This is a genomic window from Bacillus pretiosus (assembly GCF_051294775.1).
GTDB lineage: Bacteria > Bacillota > Bacilli > Bacillales > Bacillaceae_G > Bacillus_A > Bacillus_A wiedmannii.
Genome location: NZ_JBPPHF010000001.1, coordinates 272,581 through 292,348, shown reverse-complemented (window position 1 = coordinate 292,348; position 19,768 = coordinate 272,581). Strand labels below are relative to the sequence as shown.

The window sequence follows — 19,768 nt, the reverse complement described above, 5'->3', positions numbered from 1 at the left end:
GGCCTTTTTCACTGTGTAAAACGATACCCTACTCCCCAAATTGTTTCGATATATGATTTATCAAATGGATCGAGTTCAATTTTGTGACGAATATTTTTCACATGGACAGCAACCGTTGCTGCATCACCAATTACATCCATCCCCCATACAGTTTCAAAGAGACGATCTTTACTAAATACTTGATTTGGATGTTCTGCCATACAAGTTAATAAATCAAATTCTTTTCCTGTTAACATGATTTCAGTTCCATTTACAAATACACGTCGGGCCGATTTATCAATAAGTAATCCTCGAATACGAATTTCATCTTTTATTTGTTCTCGTTTTCCTGTTAAACGATCATAACGAGCTAGATGAGCATTTACACGTGCCACCATTTCACTCGGGCTAAACGGTTTTATAATATAATCATCTGCTCCAAAACCTAACCCTTTAATTTTATCGATTTCCTCTTGTTTTGCGGACACCATAAGTATTGGTATGTCCTTTTCCAATCGAACTTGTTTACAAATTTCATATCCATCTATTCCCGGTAACATTATGTCTAAAATTAACAAGTCATAATCCTCCAGCAGAACTCTTTGTAAACCTTTTTCGCCAGAGTAATCAATATCTACTGTATACCCAGCAACCTCTAAATAATCCTTTTCTAACTCTGCTATAATAGCTTCATCTTCAATAATTAAAATTCTTTTCAAGATGCTCTCCTTTTTCTAATTGATTTTTTGTAATGTAAATGCCAGCGTCGTTCCTTTACCTTTTTTGCTTTCTACCCAAATATCACCACCATGTTGTGTGATAATCTGATGTGCAATTGACAAACCAAGTCCGCTTCCACCTGTTTTAGAATTTCTAGAATGATCTGCACGATAAAACCTTTCAAATATATGAGGCAACGCCTTCTCTTCTATTCCTACCCCATTATCTTTTATGTAAATCGTTACATAATCAATAGATTCGGTCATGCGAATTCCTATATATCCTTCTTCTTTATCCATATACTTCACACTATTCCAAATGATATTTGTAATAACACGACGTAATTTTTCACGATCACCTTTTACCAAAATAGAAGTATCCTTTTGAGCATCCCATCTCACTGTAATTCCCTTATCTTGCAATTCAAGCTGTAGTTCTTCTATGCAATCAGATAAGTATTGGTTAATTTCAACCTCTTCAAATTGAAATGGTTCCTCTTTCAAATCAAGTTTTGAAAAGAGAAAAAGCTCGTCAATTAATTGATCCATATCAAACACTTTATGATAAATAATCGTTAAATATTTATCTAATTGTTCTGGAGTTCGAGCGATACCTTCTTTAATTCCTTGTACATAACCTTTAATAGCCGTTATTGGCGTCCGTAAATCATGAGAAATATTTGAAAGCAACTCTTTACGATTCTTTTCATATTGCATTTGCAACTCGACCGATTCCTTCAATCTGCCACGCATCTCTTCAAACGATAAACTTAATTCACCTATTTCATCTTTCGCAAGTGGCTTTACTTGAAAATCTAAATCACCCTTTTGAATTCTTTCCGTTGCCTGCTTTAATGAATGCAATGGTTTAATAATACTCCGTGATATAAAATATGTTAATATTCCATTCGTAATAATTAACCCAAGTATTAAAGAGAATACGAAATACGGGAAAAATTCTCTAATCATTTCTTCTAAAGGATTTACATACTCAAATACAAAAATACTGACCTTATCCTTCTCTTCATCGTAGTAATCAAATTGCTTATAGTAAAAAGAATTACCCTCTATTTTCACATCCATTCCCTTTCTTTGTCCTTCCGTTTCAAATGCGGGTAGGTATTTATCAAAAGAAGAGATTTTAAAATATGGGGATGAATATGTAAGCTCATCATTTTTTCGAATTAGTAATCCTGCTTGATTATCGTTTAATTCTTTATCAGTTTCCTTTAAAAAATGTATATCCTCCAATTTATCTGGAGCATACGATGAAAGAATTTTCAACCTACTGAAAATATCATCTTCATCTTCTTTTGTACGAATAGCTCCCTCCTGCTCTTTATCAATGAGAGAATGACTATTTTGATTAAGACCAATGATTGCTTTTGCAATACGAATATCACCAAATAAAGTAACACTAATTAACATAACTGCTATACCGCAAAAAACGATTGGAATAATTACCATCGCAACATACGACAACAGCAATCTAATACGGATTGACATTACAGAACTCCTATGAACATTATAATTTTAGCTTGTTACAGAATTCACCGGAAACGAAACTTGACTCATCCAAATACCAGCTAATAATACGAGTATAGCTAGAACAATTTCTAAGAGCAATAAACGGCGATTAACTGTTCCAATATCGATACCCCATGTTTTCGTTTGTCTCCATGCTACAATTGTAATTATACATACAGTAAGAATCTTTATATTTAAAAGGTTCGTCCATATTGAATTAAAATTTAAAAGTACCCAATTCCTTGTCTGTAGAAACACAATTAATTCCCCAGAAAGAAATGCTAGAATAAATGAAATACCAGCAATACTACTAAAATGTTTACGGAAACGCTTTTGATCAAATGTAATTTTGTATAATGTTGTCCACGCTATAACAAGAACTAAATAAATAAGTGCTCCTAGCCACACTGCAATACTCATAACATGGACCATTCTAATTATAACTGCTGCCCAATTTGGATTAGTAATCCATACATGACCTGTGAAAGAAAAACTCGCAACAAGAAATCCCCAAACTAGCGCATACCATTCGTTCCCCATATGCTGCAAAGACATAAGAACTAATAATAGCAGTTGAATCATAATAATAACTGAAAATGGCGAATGAATAAGTAAACTTCCCTTCGGAATAACTGACTTATATACTATTAATTCGGTTATTAATCCTACTACAAGTATAGAGAAGAAAATCTTTTTCATATTCTTCATTCTTTGCAATATGGACAGTAATCTATAACGTTTAACAAACATATCGAGCCACTTTACTCCTGCTCCAATTAAAATCATTCCCTCTACAATATAGCGTAGTGTTACTATCATAACATCTGAAAATACTGAGCCACTCCCACTCGCATTTCCCTCTACCACTACATTAGTTTGTACTTCTTCTCCAATTGAAAAGGGATAGCCGCCCTCACTCGGATGTCCGTCTGCAGAAATCATAGACCACCTTACTGTGTAAGTACCATTATTTAAGTTTGGTAATTTCACTTTTATTTTTGTTGGGTTATCTAATATTTCAACCTTTGATACTTGCACTCTCTTTGCACTTGGATCTAGCAGTTCAATATTGACTACATTTCCTGTAACTGGTTCACTAAATTCAAGAATAATCTGTTCCGGTTGTACTGTAAGAACCTCCCCCTCTTTAGGGGTGGCTCCTACAACACTTGTATGAGCAAATACACTACTATGAGAAAATAAAAATATACTTACACTTGTTAAAATAAATACTATCATTCTATAAAGCATGAAAACCTCCGTATTATTATTCTGGATGATTACCTGAGTGATCTCCGGTAGAAAATGGAGTAGTTACCCCCTCATAATTCATCATCGTATGCATTCCTTTTTCTGCATGAACGAGATGATGACAATGAACCATCCATAGTCCACTATTATTTGCCTCTAAAGCAATTTCATATTCTTCTCCCGGAAAAACATTAACTGTATCTAAGTAAATCGGACTTCCCTCCATTGGTTTACCATTTTTAGAAATAACCTGGAATGTATGTCCATGCAAATGCATTGGATGAATTTCTTCTCCCTTATTTTTAAAGCGAATCTTAACTTTATCTCCTTTCTCTACTTTAATGGGTGGAATGTCAGGTGATGTCTTTCCATTAATCGTATACACCCATTTTTCTTGTCCATTTACATCTTTCACACCTTCTGCCAAATCCATATCATAGACCTTTGTAAACTTTGAATCTATCGTAAACTTGCCAACTTCTTTTTCTCCATATTTCGTAAAGTCAAACCATGGATAACTCTTTATATCAATAGGTTTTTTCGGCAAAGAACCGTTCCCAATAGTCGTCGTTAACATTCGATTCATTTTCTTAGATGGATCCACATTAATAAGTTTTACACTCGTTGTTTCCGGCATTTTAAAAACAAGGTCATAACGTTGTGCAGCTCCCATCGGAAGAATTGCTTTATCTAGCTCGTCCCCACCTTTTATATCACGACCATCTAATGCGATAATTTGAAATGGCGCCCCAACTAATGTCATTAAATGCGTATTATTCCCAGCATTAATTAAGCGAAGGCGTACTGTTTCACCTGGTTTTGCATCCAATCGTAGTCCCTTACTTGTATCATTTAATGTAAATACATCGTAATCATCTCCATCAGATAAATCTTTGAGTTGATCATTACTTGGCATCATTAACGGGCCTTCTAAAGTTTGCGCCTTTTCATTTCGAATATGATTGCTAGGGTAGCTATCCCAATCTTTATCTTGTTCGCCATTATGCTTACGGGTTTTTATGGCTCCTGTTTTCCATTCATGGATCGCCACTGTATAATCCTTTTCATATTTTACAGCTGGTTTATTCGGTTCAATAACAATGGTTCCAAATAGTCCCCGCTCCGTTTGTATTGCACTTTTTTGGTGTGAATGATACCAATATGTCCCCACCTGATCAGCATTAAATGCGTATGTATATGTTTCACCGGGTTTTATAGCATTTTGCGTAACACCTGGAACACCGTCTACCGCCGCAGGAACATCTAATCCGTGCCAATGGATTGTAACTGGTTCTGGCAATTCATTTTTCAAATTTACAACAATACGTTCACCTTGTTTAACTCGAATTTGAGTACCCGGTGATGTTCCATCAAAGGTCCATGCATCTACCTTTTTCCCATCTCCCAAATCTAAACTTGCTACTTTCGCCGTAATATTAAAAGTTTTTGTAACCCTTTTTTTGGCATCTGAATTAGCAATAGATGTAATTGATTCTGAAGTAGATGTTGCATCTGTTAACTTCTTTTTTTCATTTGTACCTGGGTAATTATTTATTAAAAAATACCCAAAAATAACTAACCCTAATAGTAAGCATGCCGCAATCAATATATTTCTTAAATCGCTTTGTATAAATTCCTTTTTCATATTAGTCTCTCTTTCATTTTTTGTTGTAAACTATTAATTTTCATACGTGGATTCATTGCCTATCACCTCACATCTTCACTTCGATTTACATCATAACACTCAGAAAAAAAGAAACTTTGAAGGAATTTTAAAGACTTTATAAAGAAATATATTTCAATTTTCCTTTACTTCTAAATCTTTTTTATTGCGTAATAAAAAAGATTGTATAATACTATATAAAACATATATATTTAGGAGGATTACAACAATGTCCGAAAAAACATACGAACTCGCAACCTTCGCAGGCGGTTGCTTTTGGTGCATGGTAAAGCCATTTGATGAACTTCCTGGTATTCATAAAGTACTTTCTGGCTATGCAGGTGGTCATGTAGAAAACCCAACATATGAACAAGTAAAAGCTGGTACATCTGGTCATTTAGAAGTTGTACAAATTACATTCGATCCTTCTATTTTTCCATATGAAAAATTACTAGATTTATATTGGCCACAAATCGATCCAACTGATGATGGCGGACAATTCTTTGACCGCGGTCCCTCTTATCGCACTGCTATTTTTTATCATAATGAAACGCAAAAAGAGCTTGCTGAAAAATCAAAACAAGCTCTTGCAGAAAGCGGTATTTTTAAAGAGCCAATCGTAACTGAAATTCGCCCGGCTGCACCTTTTTATGAGGCTGAAGAATACCATCAACATTTTTATAAAAAAAATCCGGAGAAATATGCTACTGAGCAAAAAGAATCTGGCCGTGAAGACTTTATAAAAGAAAATTGGCAAAAAAAATAATAAAAATGCATCGTACCTTTTAAGTACGATGCATTTTTATCTTTGAAAAAAGTACCATACAATGATGAGAACAACCGCTGTCAATGTCCAAAGTGCGATTTCATTTTTCACTCTACTCTTTTTCTTATTCATTTCCTCTCCTCCTAATAGAAATACAACATATTCAAGATTTCCTCTGTTTAATTGTCCACCTTATATACGTGAATACATCCTTACAAATTTTTATAGCAAGACCACCAATAATTCCGATTGCAATTGAAATTACTAACATCTGTACAAAACTAAAAGTAGTTGTGTATGTTATGTAGATAACAATGCATACAAGTAAAACATCCGGTAAAGAAAGCAAAAACTTTTTAAGCATTTCTTCAGCTCTCCTATGCTTTATTTGTAATTTATACTTTCTACTGTAGCTTTGAAATAAAGTTTGTTCCAAAATTCCATTTAGACACTCATTTTATGGAAAAAGAATAAGAACCTCTTTTAAAAAGGGGTTCTTATCTGCATATCCTATTCCATAATTACTCCTAAAATAGAATAATATTACTAGTGATTTGTTGTGAATTAACTATTTGCCAGGCAACCGGATGTTACGCCAGCTACCTACATCGCATTGACCGTATGTATTATCACCTACTGCTACCACCGTGCCATCTAATTTCAGACCGACCGTATGCGCACAACCCGCCGCTATCGCTACAATATCACGCCAATCGCTTACATTACATTGACCATACTCATTCCAGCCGACTGCCACCACGGTACCGTCTGATTTAAGTCCGATTGTATGATTCGTACCAGCCGCTATTGCCATAATATCTTTCCAGCTGCCTACATCGCATTGATCAAGTTTATTATTACCCACTGCCATCACTTTGCCATCCGATTTCAAACCAACAGTATGAAGATAACCTGCCGCCAACTCCACCATAGCACTCCATCCACTTACATTGCATTGGCCATATCGATTATTCCCCACAGTCGTCACTGTTCCGTCCATTTTAAGACCGACTGTATGCCAGTCCCCCGCCGTGACCACCACAATATCTCTCCAGCTACTTATATTACATTCTCCTTCTTTATTTCGCCCCACTGCTACTACTGTGCCATCCGGTTTAAGGCCAATGGTACGACGCCACCCCGCCGCAACCGATACAATATTATGCCAGTCGTTTACATCACATTGATCATGCTTATTCCACCCCACCGCTTCCACAGTATTATCACTTTTAAGAGCGATTGTATGAGCATTACCCGTGTTCGTCGCCATATGAACATTGCCCGCTGCGACTGCTTCAATATCACACCAACCGCTTACATTGCATTCTCCTTCTTTATTTCGCCCCACTGCCACAACTGTGCCATCCGATTTAAGAGCAACTGTATGACCACGACCTGCCGCTATCGTATCTTTAGGCCACCGTTTCACTTTTAACATTTCTTCTTTCGGTGAAATGTAATTCATGTTTTACCTCCTTGCATATAAGCAACTGTATCCAAATAGATATTTTTATCTAATTTCATTATAAATGACCCGACTTTTTTTATAAATTTACAGCTACAAAAGAAGCCTATTATTACTTCTTCAAAAAATAAAAACCTCCAGTTTAAATACTAGAGGTCCCTTCTTTATTTCTTCAATCGTTCAATAAAATCGTTCAATTTATCAAGTGATTTCATATTCTGATTACAAGCTACACCATCTTTGCAAATATAGTTTCCCTTTTTAACGAAAGTTCCTTGTACATCACCTTTAATTTCAACTAAAAACATCCCAACTTCTTCATGTCCATGACATAATGAACAAATGCTCTTTTTATTTAAACTTTGGAATGTTCCTTGCAGACCAACAAACTTATTTTTATCATTTTTCGCTATTATAAATTTCCTACTTGACCCTTTATCAATCCAGCTTAAATAAGATAATTCTTTCATATCCAGTTCTTCCATGTCAGGAAGTTTTAATTTTTTTGCTTTAGGAAATAATTTTTTTAATGTTTGCGCTGTAACTTCCTGAAACGGAATGACATACGGATTTATTTTCAGTAAAAACGATTCTGCATCTTCTCTATTTTGAACTGTTAATACGGTATCAATTAACTCTTTCTGTTCATCCGTTAAATTCTCAAATACATGTATTATTTTTTCAATCGCTAGTGATTTTAACGCTTGAATGACACCTCTATCATTTGCAGTTGCATGTCCATTTGCTAAAATATAAGCTTGTGATTTTATAAAATTATATTGATCACTTCTAATAAAAGCTTCCATCTTTATCACTCCATACAAATTGTTGATCTAGTCTTATTGTATACAATGATTCAGCTTTTTGATATGTAAAAGATAACTTAGAAACGAATATTACATACATCGATTATATTTTACCGCTCCATTTCCTGACAAAAGAAACCATCGTCTGTTTTCCATTCAGCATATAATACATCCTCAAATTTAGTAATCCCTCTTTGCTTTATTTGCTTGTACAGCCATCCTTCATCAAAACCAGCTTCCCTCAAATTATCTTTCACTACTTTTCCATCACTAATTAATGAAATTGGTAAGTATACAGGCTTATGTTTTAAACTTAAATCATTTATAGTAGGAGATTCATATTTGCTCTTTTTCAGAACGCTTATGTTTCCGTTAGGTTCCAAAATCATATATTCAACTTCTCGAATTGAAAAAATATCTTTTTGCTGCCTAAGCATTTGTTGTAATTGATTAATATCTAAATGATTTGAACTTAATTGTTCTCTGTCAATCTTTCCATTACGGATAATAATTGAAGGATACCCTTCAAAAAATCTTCTTGTTCCTCTTATTTTTTGTGTTATCACTTCTATTGAATAAATTAAAATTACCCAAACAAATACTGAATATAAAATAGACCACACTTTAATTTTAGGATCATATATTGAATTTCCAACGAGCTCACCAAGGACGATAGCTGAAATAAAATCAAAGGGGGTTAGCTGAGATATTTGTGTTTTCCCTAGTATTTTTGTAGCAATTAATAGAACAAAGAAACCAATTAAAAGCTCTATCGTTATTTGTCCAATATGATTCATAAATGCTCACCTTTCTGCTTTTCACTCAAATGTTCTATATTCTATTTAGTAAAAAAACGACACATTTTTCTATTATTTTGTCCATTCATACGCAATATATCCAATAGATACAAAGCAAAAAAGAGTCTAGTTCAATTTAATAATTGAACTAGACTCTTTTATTTTCATTTAGAATACACGATCTTTTTAATCGTTTCTCCGGAAAGAAAATGCTCCTCCGCAAGTTGATGAATGGAAATTCCGCTTTTAAACGCTTCTTTAATAGCTTTATTTCTTTCATCTAATTGTTTTCTTCCTCCAGATCGTGTACCCCATTTATAATGTTTCGTTTCTTGTTTTGGAATGTAAATTGTTTCACCTTGTATATATTTTTGAATTTCAATAATTAAACTTTCTGGTAAAACCGTTGCAGCTTTAACGTATTTCATTTCTGCTCGCCCCTTATTTTTTATGGTTCATTTCAATAAGGTGCAAAGCCAAATATAAAAAATGATACGAGCTCATTTAGGCGATTGTATATTACTTGTCTACCTCACGCAAAGTATCGCCATTTCCATACTTGGCTTTGCATGAGACGCTGCAGTGTCCGGCAATTGAATTGTAATCGCCATATAAACACCTCCTAATATACCTTTTGCATTTTATTATATGATAAATTCCTCCCCCTTGCATCCACATCCTTTTTAAAGCATGAAATTACTTAGTTTGATATAATACTTTTTAGTCCAATTCAAAAATATAGTGAGGTTGCTTTATGAAAAAGAAAATAATTATTACAATCGTTACATTATTCATTATTACTGTAGCATTATTTGGAACATACAAATTGATGAACGCAAGAAGTTTTCAATTGTTTGGAGATTTAACAAACCGAGTAGAAACAAATGAAAAAGTGATTGCTTTAACTTTTGATGATGGTCCTACGAACAATGTAAAACAAATATTACCGCTACTAGATACATACAATGCAAAAGCTACTTTCTTTTTAATCGGAAATGAATTAGAAAAAAACCTATCGTTAGGAGAATCTATCGTACAATCTGGACACCAAGTTGGAAACCATACATATTCTCATAACAGAATGGTTTTTAAAACACCTTCTTTTATTAAAGAAGAAATAGAAAAAACGAATTCATTAATCCGCCAAACAGGATATACAGGCGAAATTGATTTTAGACCACCTAACGGAAAAAAGCTAATTGGTCTGCCCTATTATTTAAATAAAAATAATATCGAAACAATCACATGGGACCTTGAACCTGATACTTTTTATAAATCTGCTGCTGATAAAATTGAATATGTTAATAAAAATGTACAACCAGGTTCTATCATTTTATTACACTCTATGTACGATGAGTCTAATGAAAATTTACAGGCCATTGAAGGTATTTTAGACTCATTATCTAAGAAGGGCTATCAGTTCGTAACAGTAAACGAACTGCAAAAAAGAGCAAAGTAAAAAGGTAGCGTATCATAGAGCGATACGCTACCTTTCTTTTTAAATAATGCCAAGTACATTTAAGAATACGATAATAATCGCAATTGGTGCGATAAAGCGAAGTAAGAATAACCATAATACGAACAGTTTATAGCCTTTATTTTTACTTACACCAAGCTCTTTCATTAATACATCTTTCTTCATTTTTAAAGGAACAAAGATAGAAACTAATAAAACACCAAGTGGCATTAGTACGTTACTCACTGCATAATCCGCTAAATCAAAAACTGTCTTTCCGAAAATCTTCAGATCACTTAATATACCAAATGATAATGCTGATGGTACTCCAACAACGAAGATTAATAATCCTACGATTAAAGCCATTTTTTCACGTTTCCCTTTTCCTTTTGCAGTTAAAGATGCAACGCTAATTTCTAACATCGAAATTGCTGATGTAATAGTAGCAAAGAAGAATAGTAATAAGAAAACGATGAAGAATAATTTTCCGAATGCCATTTTACTGAAAATAGCAGGTAATACGATAAATAATAGCCCCGGTCCTTGAGATGGTTCCATTCCAAATGCAAACACTACTGGGAAAATTGCAAGCCCTGCAAGTAATGTAATAACAAGCGTTAAAGCTACGATAGAAAATGCTGAACGCGGTAAACTTTCTTCTTTCGGTAAGTAAGAACTATATGTTACCATAACGGCTACCCCGACAGATAACGAGAAGAACGATTGTCCCATTGCATATAAAATGACTTCTGATGTTACGTTTGAGAAGTCAGGTTGTAAGAAGAAACGAACTCCCTCTCCAGCACCATCTAACGTAAGTGCACGAACGATTAAAACAAAGAATAAAACGAATAATGCTGGCATGAAATATTTATTTACTTTTTCAACACCATTTTGTACACCTTTACTTACGATGAAAATAGTAATAAGGATGAATAATAGCTGTGATCCAACTGCTAAATACGGATTGGAAATGATTTCACCAAACGTAGCTTCGTATGCCCCATTTCCTTCCCATAGTCTACCTGTAATTGCATTCCATAAGTATAATAAAATCCAGCCTCCTACAACACTGTAGAAAGAAAGTAATATGAAACAAGTTACAATCCCTAATTTCCCTAACCATGGCCATAATGTTTTTGGTGCGATTTCTCTATATGCATCAACAGCCTCTTTTTGTGTACTTCTTCCAATAACGAATTCAGCTAATAATAGCGGTAAACCAATTAATAATGTGAAACCGATGAAAATAAGGAAGAACGCGCCGCCCCCTCCGATGCCGGCCATATATGGGAATTTCCAAATCGCCCCAAGACCAATTGCTGAACCTGCTGCAGCTAATACGAAACCTAATTTCGATGTCCATTGCTGTGAATTCATTTGTTAATCTCCTCTCTGTCTCTTTTTCTTTGTTTCAGTTCAGTATTTATATTGTTCTATCAATACTCTTTTCTAATACGTTCACTTCCTCCCTAATAATAAAAAAACGCCCCTACGTAAATACGTAGGGACGACAAAAATATCGCGGTACCACCCTAGTTATGAAGATACAACAAAGTTAGGACCTAAATAAAAAACGTCCCTACGCAAATACGTAGGGAAGATAAATTATCGCGGTACCACCCTAGTTATGAAGCCACAACAAAGTTAGGACCTAAACCAAAAACGTCCCTACGTAAATACGTAGGGACGATAAATATCGCGGTACCACCCTAGTTGTGAAACAATCTTCACCACTTTATTTGATAACGGTATAAACTACCGTCTTTCATTTCCTCAAAATATGAGATTTATGAAAGATGCTCCAGGACGAACTTCATGAATAATCTATATACTGATTCACACCAACCATCAGCTCTCTGAAATAGGGAGATATTCACTACTATACCCTTTCATTGCCCAAATATTATTTTCCGAATTGATTACTATCATTTTTATCACACATTAAAAATAGTGTCAACTTATATTTTGAATTTTTATGTATTACATTCTATTTAAAAAATGTAAAATATGACTTTTAAATGAATAATATTAGAATATTTATGTTCCATACTATATTAACTTCTCTAACAGGTTTATAGTAGTATACGATAAATGCAAGACAGCACGAGTAGGAGGAAAGAATTTTGTCTACTTCAAAAGTTTTAAAAGGTACTGCTTTATTAAGTGGTGCAACAATGATTTCACGTATATTAGGTTTTATATACTTCTTCCCTTTTCAACTATTAGTCGGAACACAAGGGGTCGCTTTATATGGATATGCATACTCTTGGTACGGTATTTTATTAAGCTTTTCAACAGCTGGTATTCCTATTGCTGTTTCCAAATTTGTTGCAAAGCATAATGCGCTCGGTGATTATAGTACAAGCAAAAAATTATACAACTCTAGCGTAAAATTAATGTTGTTTATGGGCTTTTTAGGTTTTTTAACTTTATTTATTGGAGCACCATACATATCACAATTTATTATTCGCTCGAAAACGCCAGATCCACAATTTATCGCCGACGTAACACTTACGATGCGAGCATTAAGTTTCGCACTTATTATCGTACCAGCTATGAGTGTTACACGTGGCTATTTCCAAGGTTTTCAACATATGAAACCAAGTGCCGTTTCTCAAGTCGTAGAACAAATTGCGCGCGTGGTTTTCATTTTAGTTGGTAGTTTTATCGTTTCAAAACTATTAGGGGGGGCAGTCGCCTCTTCTGTTGCAGTTGCTACGTTTGGCGCTGTTATCGGAGCGCTTGCCAGCGTTTCGATTTTAATGCTGTACTGGAAAAAATATAATAGATTAAAGCCTCCCGAAGGAGAATTAAAGTCAAGGGCATCGAATATTCCATTAAAAAATATTTATATGGAATTACTTCGATATGCAATCCCAATTGTATTTGTCGGTATTGCAATTCCACTCTACACGTTAGTAGATCAATATACTGTAGCTGATGTCCTTAGGGCGATGGGCGAGCCGTTAGAAACAGCGAATGCAGTTTTCGCTTATATAACGAACTATGCCCAAAAGTTAATTATGATTCCAGCTTCTCTTGCAACTGGATTCTCATTAACGATCATTCCGGCTATAACGAAATCGTATACAAGCGGGAAACTAGAAGAACTACAAGAACAAATTTCAAAGATATTTCAAGTCTTGTTATTCTTCACTATCCCGGCTGCATTTGGTCTTGCTAGTATCGCTTACGATGCATTCCGTATGGTTTATGTAAATCCCGAAATTGCACTTGGTGGATCACAATATTTAATTTCATTTGCACCTTCTGCTATATTAAGTGCGATTTTCACAGTTTCAGCTGCCATATTACAAGGAATCGATTATCAAAGAAAAACGATGATCGCTTTCTCAGTCGGTATTCTCGTTAAAGTTTTAGTAAATACACCGCTCTTACATTTATTTGGCGGACACGGTGCTGTACTTGGAACCATTCTTGGATACCTCGTTTCCAATGTTATCATGTTGTACTGCATTGTTAAGTTTGCGGAATTTAAAATTGGTGAAACAGCAAAAACAGTACTTCTTATTACGATTTACTCCGCTGCAATGTCTGCTGTTGTAATTGCATTAAAAGCGATTTTAAAATGGATGATTCCTGGACAATCCTATATGGAATCACTTCTCATTGTCTTTATATGCGGCGCTGTAGGAGGGATTGTTTATCTTTTATTCGTCCTAACGAGCGGACTTGCTTCACATATTCTCGGTGATAGACTTCAACGATTACCCATACTAGGTAAATTAGTCAAATAAAAAGAAGGGAGGTAACTCATTGTTACCTCCCTTCTTCTTTACTTCGCATATTGTATACGTTTTTGTTGTTCAGTAATATGTAATTCTGGAGCATATTTTTGTACTAAATGTAATAGCTCTTCAATTAACACTTCTAACTCCTGTACACTATACTCCGGTTTCCCTATTAACGTATTTGCCATACGCTCGTATAGATTTTCAGGCTTAATAATCATTCGTTCCACATTATGTGGCATCCATTTAAATGCCGGATGATGTACATACATTTTATTCAAACCAAATAAGACCCCAAATATATTTCTTTGCACTTCACAAATAACATCATATAACATAAGCCAGTCTTTTCGTTTTAAAAGCGCCTCTCGATTATGCCAACGATTGCTTAACCAAAGATTTTCTGAAATCATCCGTTTCGCTAGGTCTTCTGGATATGCTACCACTTTCTCTTTTAATTCATGTACTTTCTCTTCTCCATACAAACTAACACCATCATGAACGGATGATACGATACATTGTTTTTCATAACTTATATCATATTGAACTACCACATCCGAAATAACTTTCTCTACTGTTTCAGTTAAAAAGTTACTAATCTCTAATTTAATTCCCTCTTTTGTCAAATACGTTTCCGACCATTCTTCTTCATCGTAAGGGTGATATGACAAAATTGTTCCACCAATATAGTTAATAGGCCCTCTACGATCCTCATCCTCTGGTGGCATTGACCATAAAATATGCAATTCTATATCTGAATGTTCATCTTCTAGTTTTCTAGCTACTGAACCCGCTAAAATAATAGCTTCGATCTTCGGATTTCCCCTATAAATCTCCGATATTTCTATCGCTTTCTCTTTTAATCCCACTTCATTTCCCCCTATAATTGCAGTACACAGTTACCTTTTCATTTATCTATTTCGATATTATGCATTGCATTCCCTTTTCAATGTCCCACTAAATCATATTTCTATCCAATAACGTTGAACAATTTCCCCAGTATGAACAGAAACTACTTCATCTTCTAACATACCGCCAACCTTTTGAATCGTTTTAGCCGAAGCGATATTAACTTTATCGCAAGTTATTAACACTTTCTGTAACCCTAACTTTTGTGCTTCATCTAATGCAAGTTGTAGTTGTTTCGTAGCGTAACCTTGACGACGTTTATTTGGATGTACACTATAACCGATATGACCGCTTTCCAGTAATAATTCTTGGTTTAATCGATGTCTAATATTCACAAAACCTATAAGTTCCCCTTTTTCAAAACTTAAAAATTGACTAGACGGTACTCGATTACCTTGTAAGTTTTCTTCCACTTCTTGTATACTCACTTTTTCAAACCATTTATCGAGAGAATCAAAATTTTGTAAAGAACTACTACCATGTGGTTTTTCATCCGTATGTAAAAATGCCTCCCGATACTCTATAATTTGTTCGCTATATTCATTTATTGGTTTTAATAGTTTCATTGTCATTCTCCCCCCTCTTTACAACCTAAAACAAACAGCTTAATCGTGACAATTTCACGATTAAGCTGTTTCTATCAATTTCATTCAAATAATCCCATACTCAAATAACGTTCTCCTGTATCAGGTGCAATACATAAAACTTTTTTACCTGCGCCTAGACGTTTCGCTATCATAATTGCTGCGTAAACAGATGCTCCAGACGATGGCCCAACTAATAAACCTTCTTGTCTAGCTAAGTTTCTCATTGTCGTTAAAGCCTCTTCGTCTGCAATTTGAATAATTTCGTTATACACTTCTGTATTTAAGTTTTTCGGGATAAACCCTGGACTTGTTCCTACTAGTTTATGAGGACCTGGAACACCGCCTGATAAAACGGGAGATCCTTTTGGTTCTACTACTGCAATATATAAGTTTGGTAGCTTCTCTTTTAACGTTTCCCCAGTACCTGTAATAGTTCCACCAGTTCCAGCCGTTGCTACGAATGCATCAAGCTCGCCATCCATTTGTTCATAAATTTCAAGTGCAGTCGTATAACGATGAATATTCGGGTTTGCTGGATTTTCAAATTGTTGCGGAATAAAACTATTTGGAATTTGCTTTTGCAGTTCTAATGCCTTCGCAATTGCTCCTGGCATTCTTTGTTCCGCCGGTGTTAAAACTACTTCCGCTCCGTATGCTTTCAATAAATTTATACGCTCTTTTGACATATTGTCTGGCATAATTAAAATTGCTTTATACCCTTTCGCAGCTGCATTCATTGCTAAGCCTATTCCTGTATTTCCGCTTGTCGGTTCAATAATTGTATCTCCTGGTTTGATGAGACCATTCTCTTCTGCAACGTGCAGTAAATTATAGGCAGCGCGGTCTTTCACACTGCGTGATGGATTAAACATTTCTAGTTTTACATACACATCCGCTGCGTCTTCTGGAATAAATTTAGATAATCGGACGACAGGTGTATCTCCTATTAATTCTGTAACATTTTCACATAATTTCATAGTGCATCCCCTATTCTATCGTTTTCTTATCACTTGGTAATAACCAAGAAGTAAGTCCAATTAATGGTAGACAACTACATAGTAACATAATGAATTGTAGACTATATATGTCAGCCAATTTCCCAAGTACTACAGATCCTAAAGCTCCGAGTCCAAACGCAAGCCCTACAATTAATCCAGATACCATCCCTACTTTTCCAGGAACAAGCTCTTGCGCATAAACAACAATTACACTAAAACTACTTGAACTAATAAAACCGATACATAAAAATAGTGGTACGACCCACATGAGCGAAACGTGAGGTAATAAAAGGGCAAGTGGCGCCGAACCTAGCATTGAAAATACAATAATTGTTTTCTTTCCAAATCGATCTGCTAACGGTCCACCAAAGAAAGTTCCTAATACACCGGCAATCATAAATGCGAATACGAAATACTGGGCATTTTTTATAGATAAACCGTAATGCTCAATTAAGTAAAATTGATAAAAATTCCCTATACCAGCACCGTACCAAGAACGTACAAAAGTAAGAAAAACAAGAAGTAGAATAACAAATTTAATATGTGTACTTACAATCGCATTTTCCGCCTCAAGCGCAGCCCTCTTTTTTCTTCTCACAGCGCCAGTTGCTAATTCATTTCTATACCAATTTGATACGAAAATTAATAATACAATTCCTACTGCTGCAAAGGCTGTAAAACCTAAAGAACCAATTTGGCCGAGCGGAACGAAAATTAGCGCTGTAAAAATAGGAGCTAAGGAATTCCCTGTATTTCCTCCAACCTGATAAATCGCTTGCGCTAAACCTCGTTTTGCACCAGCTGCCATATAAGCAACTCGAGCACCTTCTGGATGAAAGACTGCGGAACCTAATCCGATAAATAAAACAGAAATGATAACAATAATAAAGTTCGGTGCAAATGCAAGTCCAATCATTCCAAGCATACTCGAAAACATACCGAGCGGTAATAAAAATGGTGATGGCTTCTTATCTGAATACATACCAAAAACCGGCTGCATAATCGATGACGTCATATTTAATGCAAACGCAATCCATCCTACTTGCATATAAGATAAATTCATCGTTTTTTCCAAAATCGGAAACAATGCCGGCACGACTGCTTGCATCGAGTCATTTAAAAAGTGACCGAAACTAATCGCAAATAGAATTCGATATATCGTCGGTGTTTCCATTGTATTTTTTTTCGAAACTGCCTGCATATATGTATTTCTCCTTCCTGTACAAAATATATATTTATTACAGCAAGTGTAATAAAGTAAAACTTTAACCTCGATAAATTCTGACTTTTGAAACATTTCTATTCTATACTGGTTTCATTTCTTTTTCCAGAAATATCACTTCTTACATAATATATTTTTTCTATAAGTTTTATCGGATTTATTTATAGAAATTTTCTATATTTTCTTTTATACTAGGACAGAGATGAAGGAAAGGATGACAACTATGAAGAAAAAAACTAAAGGAATCGTTGCACTCTCAATCACATTATCTATGTTTTTAACAGCATGTGGTCAAAAACAAGAGGCAACAACTACCGGAGAAAAGAAAAAAGAATCTTCAAAACAAGTATTAAACATTGTAGAAGCTGGGGAAATTTCTACACTTGATTCATCTATCGCAACTGATGGGTTTTCTTACGCTGCATTAAACAACGTAATGGAAGGATTATATATGCCTGGCCCTGACAATAAACCTGTTCCTGCAGCAGCTGAATCATACAAGCTGAGCGAAGACGGAAAAACATATACATTTACATTACACGATTCAAAATGGTCAAATGGTGATCCAGTTACTGCACATGATTTTGAATATGCATGGAAACGTGCTGTTAATCCAGAAACTGCTTCTGAATACGCACATATTATGTTCGATATTAAAAACGCAGAAAAAATAAATAAAAAAGAATTACCAATTGACTCATTTGGTGTAAAAGCAATTGACGATAAAACGCTTGAAGTACAGTTAGAACACCCTGTTCCATACTTTTTAGGGTTAATGGGATTTGCAACATTTTATCCTCAAAACAAAAAAGTTGTAGAAGCGCAAGGGAAAAATTACGGACTTGAAGCTGCAAATGTAGTTTATAACGGGCCGTTTCAATTAAGTGAATGGAAACATGATACAAGTTATAAAATGTCAAAAAACCCGAACTACTGGGATAATAAAAATGTGAAGCTAAATGAAATCAATGTAAATATCGTAAAAGATACTTCCACAGCCGTTAATTTATTTGAAAGCAAACAAGTAGACCGAATTACGATTAATTCAGAGTTTGTCGATAAATATCAAAAAGATCCGAGCTTAAAGAAAATGGAACGTCCTTCTATGACATTTTTCCGATTTAGCCAAAAGAATCCTTTATTAGCAAACAAAAATGCTCGAAAAGCGATTTCGCTTGCTTTTGATAAACAAGGAATTGCAACAACGATTTTAAATAATGGTTCTATACCTGCAAATGCATTCGTTCCAAAAGGCTTCGTAAAAGGACCTGACAATAAAGATTTTCGCAGTACAAGTCATGTAAAAGTAGAAACAAATGTGAAAGAAGCTAAAACACTATGGGAAACTGCGAAAAAAGAAACAAATTTACAAAATGCTTCTCTTTCAATCATAACAACTGATGAATCTAACGATAAAAAAATTAGTGAGTTTTTAAAAGGTGAACTAGAGAAAAACTTACCTGGCTTAAAAATCACATTACAGCCTCTTCCAGTAAAAGCATTTTTAGATCGTGAAGGAAATGGTGACTATGACATTTCACTTTCTACATGGGGACCAGATTATCCTGATCCTACAACATTCTTAAATATGTTTGTCACTGACGGACCGTTTAATAAAATGAGTTATTCAAACAAACAATACGATGAATTAATTGAGCAAACGAGCTCTACTTTAGTAACTGACTTACCAGCACGTTGGAAAGCGTTCCAAGATGCTGAGAAAATCTTACTTGAAGATGATGTGGCTATCGCTCCAATCTTCCAATCAGGACTTGTATATTTAGAACGTCCAACAGTAAAAGGTGTTGTTGTTCGTCCATTTGCAGGAATTTATTCTTATAAGTGGGCCTCTATTACAGAATAAGAAA

General features: G+C 34.7%; 18 protein-coding genes and 1 other annotated feature. Of the genes, 4 read left to right on the top strand and 14 right to left on the bottom strand.

From position 1 onward, the window contains the following. Positions 1-8: 8 nt before the first annotated feature. The 4 genes from ACSG5Z_RS01490 to ACSG5Z_RS01475 are packed head-to-tail and all read right to left on the bottom strand — an operon-like array spanning position 9 to position 5,121. The gene (locus ACSG5Z_RS01490) at positions 9-698 is read right to left on the bottom strand and encodes a response regulator transcription factor (protein ID WP_075310075.1); all 690 of its coding nucleotides are present in this window, start codon (positions 696-698) and stop codon (positions 9-11) included. Between the two features lie 15 nt (positions 699-713). After that, positions 714-2,204 (bottom strand): sensor histidine kinase, encoded by a 1,491-nt coding sequence (locus tag ACSG5Z_RS01485; RefSeq protein ID WP_087983038.1) that lies wholly within the window; start codon positions 2,202-2,204, stop codon positions 714-716. Between the two features lie 27 nt (positions 2,205-2,231). Further along, a complete protein-coding gene (locus tag ACSG5Z_RS01480) occupies positions 2,232-3,476 on the bottom strand; it encodes a copper resistance CopC/CopD family protein (protein WP_435710495.1) in 1,245 nt (414 codons plus the stop codon). Between the two features lie 16 nt (positions 3,477-3,492). Beyond that, complete coding sequence (locus ACSG5Z_RS01475; protein WP_137013519.1) at positions 3,493-5,121, bottom strand: multicopper oxidase family protein; 1,629 nt, start codon at positions 5,119-5,121, stop codon at positions 3,493-3,495. A gap of 247 nt (positions 5,122-5,368) precedes the next feature. Between ACSG5Z_RS01475 and msrA the strand changes: the two genes are divergently transcribed. Then, positions 5,369-5,905 (top strand): peptide-methionine (S)-S-oxide reductase MsrA, encoded by a 537-nt coding sequence (msrA, locus tag ACSG5Z_RS01470; protein ID WP_098145924.1) that lies wholly within the window; start codon positions 5,369-5,371, stop codon positions 5,903-5,905. Positions 5,906-6,068: 163 nt separating this feature from the next. Here msrA and ACSG5Z_RS01465 read toward each other — a convergent pair whose 3' ends face one another. The 5 genes from ACSG5Z_RS01465 to ACSG5Z_RS01445 all read right to left on the bottom strand — a co-directional run bounded on the left by ACSG5Z_RS01465 (position 6,069) and on the right by ACSG5Z_RS01445 (position 9,401). Beyond that, positions 6,069-6,269, bottom strand: coding sequence for a hypothetical protein (locus ACSG5Z_RS01465; protein WP_435710492.1), 201 nt, complete (start codon positions 6,267-6,269; stop codon positions 6,069-6,071). A gap of 204 nt (positions 6,270-6,473) precedes the next feature. Beyond that, positions 6,474-7,370: an RCC1 domain-containing protein gene (locus ACSG5Z_RS01460; RefSeq protein WP_435710491.1), complete on the bottom strand. Its 897-nt coding sequence runs from the start codon at positions 7,368-7,370 to the stop codon at positions 6,474-6,476. Between the two features lie 164 nt (positions 7,371-7,534). After that, on the bottom strand, positions 7,535-8,176 hold the full coding sequence (locus ACSG5Z_RS01455; protein WP_085310389.1) for a FusB/FusC family EF-G-binding protein: 642 nt from the start codon (positions 8,174-8,176) through the stop codon (positions 7,535-7,537). A gap of 110 nt (positions 8,177-8,286) precedes the next feature. Continuing rightward, positions 8,287-8,973, bottom strand: a complete 687-nt coding sequence (locus ACSG5Z_RS01450) for a DUF421 domain-containing protein (protein WP_088062986.1) — start codon at positions 8,971-8,973, stop codon at positions 8,287-8,289. A gap of 164 nt (positions 8,974-9,137) precedes the next feature. Further along, the gene (locus tag ACSG5Z_RS01445) at positions 9,138-9,401 is read right to left on the bottom strand and encodes a CD3324 family protein (RefSeq protein ID WP_087983052.1); all 264 of its coding nucleotides are present in this window, start codon (positions 9,399-9,401) and stop codon (positions 9,138-9,140) included. Positions 9,402-9,727: 326 nt separating this feature from the next. Here ACSG5Z_RS01445 and ACSG5Z_RS01440 point away from each other — a divergent pair, with 326 nt between their 5' ends. Further along, positions 9,728-10,432, top strand: coding sequence for a polysaccharide deacetylase family protein (locus ACSG5Z_RS01440; protein ID WP_435710488.1), 705 nt, complete (start codon positions 9,728-9,730; stop codon positions 10,430-10,432). Between the two features lie 39 nt (positions 10,433-10,471). Here the strand turns inward: ACSG5Z_RS01440 and ACSG5Z_RS01435 are convergent, their stop codons facing one another. Beyond that, complete coding sequence (locus tag ACSG5Z_RS01435; protein WP_001088193.1) at positions 10,472-11,809, bottom strand: sodium-dependent transporter; 1,338 nt, start codon at positions 11,807-11,809, stop codon at positions 10,472-10,474. A 302-nt stretch (positions 11,810-12,111) separates the two neighbouring features. Next, positions 12,112-12,334: a binding site (T-box leader), on the bottom strand. Between the two features lie 221 nt (positions 12,335-12,555). Here ACSG5Z_RS01435 and ACSG5Z_RS01430 point away from each other — a divergent pair. Beyond that, complete coding sequence (locus tag ACSG5Z_RS01430; RefSeq protein ID WP_435710486.1) at positions 12,556-14,190, top strand: putative polysaccharide biosynthesis protein; 1,635 nt, start codon at positions 12,556-12,558, stop codon at positions 14,188-14,190. Positions 14,191-14,228: 38 nt separating this feature from the next. Here the strand turns inward: ACSG5Z_RS01430 and ACSG5Z_RS01425 are convergent, their stop codons facing one another. From ACSG5Z_RS01425 to ACSG5Z_RS01410, 4 genes are all read right to left on the bottom strand, one after another. Further along, positions 14,229-15,053 carry a DUF4037 domain-containing protein gene (locus ACSG5Z_RS01425; RefSeq protein ID WP_435710484.1) on the bottom strand — a complete coding sequence of 275 codons (825 nt, stop codon included), beginning with the start codon at positions 15,051-15,053 and terminating at the stop codon, positions 14,229-14,231. Positions 15,054-15,146: 93 nt separating this feature from the next. Further along, positions 15,147-15,659 (bottom strand): GNAT family N-acetyltransferase, encoded by a 513-nt coding sequence (locus tag ACSG5Z_RS01420; RefSeq protein ID WP_435710482.1) that lies wholly within the window; start codon positions 15,657-15,659, stop codon positions 15,147-15,149. Between the two features lie 80 nt (positions 15,660-15,739). Next, positions 15,740-16,657 carry a cysteine synthase A gene (cysK, locus tag ACSG5Z_RS01415; protein WP_000762271.1) on the bottom strand — a complete coding sequence of 306 codons (918 nt, stop codon included), beginning with the start codon at positions 16,655-16,657 and terminating at the stop codon, positions 15,740-15,742. 10 nt (positions 16,658-16,667) lie between these two features. After that, on the bottom strand, positions 16,668-17,879 hold the full coding sequence (locus ACSG5Z_RS01410) for an MFS transporter (protein ID WP_048543300.1): 1,212 nt from the start codon (positions 17,877-17,879) through the stop codon (positions 16,668-16,670). Between the two features lie 244 nt (positions 17,880-18,123). Between ACSG5Z_RS01410 and ACSG5Z_RS01405 the strand changes: the two genes are divergently transcribed. Continuing rightward, complete coding sequence (locus ACSG5Z_RS01405; protein ID WP_435710479.1) at positions 18,124-19,764, top strand: peptide ABC transporter substrate-binding protein; 1,641 nt, start codon at positions 18,124-18,126, stop codon at positions 19,762-19,764. Positions 19,765-19,768 lie beyond the last annotated feature (4 nt).

What these genes read in the sequence shown, in the direction of transcription:
- ACSG5Z_RS01485 (WP_087983038.1), bottom strand. Translation starts at nt 2,204, where the DNA reads ATGTCAATCCGTATTAGATTGCTGTTGTCGTATGTTGCGATGGTAATT.
- ACSG5Z_RS01410 (WP_048543300.1), bottom strand. Translation starts at nt 17,879, where the DNA reads ATGCAGGCAGTTTCGAAAAAAAATACAATGGAAACACCGACGATATAT.
- msrA (WP_098145924.1), top strand. Translation starts at nt 5,369, where the DNA reads ATGTCCGAAAAAACATACGAACTCGCAACCTTCGCAGGCGGTTGCTTT.
- ACSG5Z_RS01475 (WP_137013519.1), bottom strand. Translation starts at nt 5,121, where the DNA reads ATGAAAAAGGAATTTATACAAAGCGATTTAAGAAATATATTGATTGCG.
- ACSG5Z_RS01405 (WP_435710479.1), top strand. Translation starts at nt 18,124, where the DNA reads ATGAAGAAAAAAACTAAAGGAATCGTTGCACTCTCAATCACATTATCT.
- ACSG5Z_RS01435 (WP_001088193.1), bottom strand. Translation starts at nt 11,809, where the DNA reads ATGAATTCACAGCAATGGACATCGAAATTAGGTTTCGTATTAGCTGCA.
- ACSG5Z_RS01480 (WP_435710495.1), bottom strand. Translation starts at nt 3,476, where the DNA reads ATGCTTTATAGAATGATAGTATTTATTTTAACAAGTGTAAGTATATTT.
- ACSG5Z_RS01450 (WP_088062986.1), bottom strand. Translation starts at nt 8,973, where the DNA reads ATGAATCATATTGGACAAATAACGATAGAGCTTTTAATTGGTTTCTTT.
- ACSG5Z_RS01420 (WP_435710482.1), bottom strand. Translation starts at nt 15,659, where the DNA reads ATGAAACTATTAAAACCAATAAATGAATATAGCGAACAAATTATAGAG.
- ACSG5Z_RS01440 (WP_435710488.1), top strand. Translation starts at nt 9,728, where the DNA reads ATGAAAAAGAAAATAATTATTACAATCGTTACATTATTCATTATTACT.
- cysK (WP_000762271.1), bottom strand. Translation starts at nt 16,657, where the DNA reads ATGAAATTATGTGAAAATGTTACAGAATTAATAGGAGATACACCTGTC.
- ACSG5Z_RS01445 (WP_087983052.1), bottom strand. Translation starts at nt 9,401, where the DNA reads ATGAAATACGTTAAAGCTGCAACGGTTTTACCAGAAAGTTTAATTATT.
- ACSG5Z_RS01460 (WP_435710491.1), bottom strand. Translation starts at nt 7,370, where the DNA reads ATGAATTACATTTCACCGAAAGAAGAAATGTTAAAAGTGAAACGGTGG.
- ACSG5Z_RS01455 (WP_085310389.1), bottom strand. Translation starts at nt 8,176, where the DNA reads ATGGAAGCTTTTATTAGAAGTGATCAATATAATTTTATAAAATCACAA.
- ACSG5Z_RS01465 (WP_435710492.1), bottom strand. Translation starts at nt 6,269, where the DNA reads ATGCTTAAAAAGTTTTTGCTTTCTTTACCGGATGTTTTACTTGTATGC.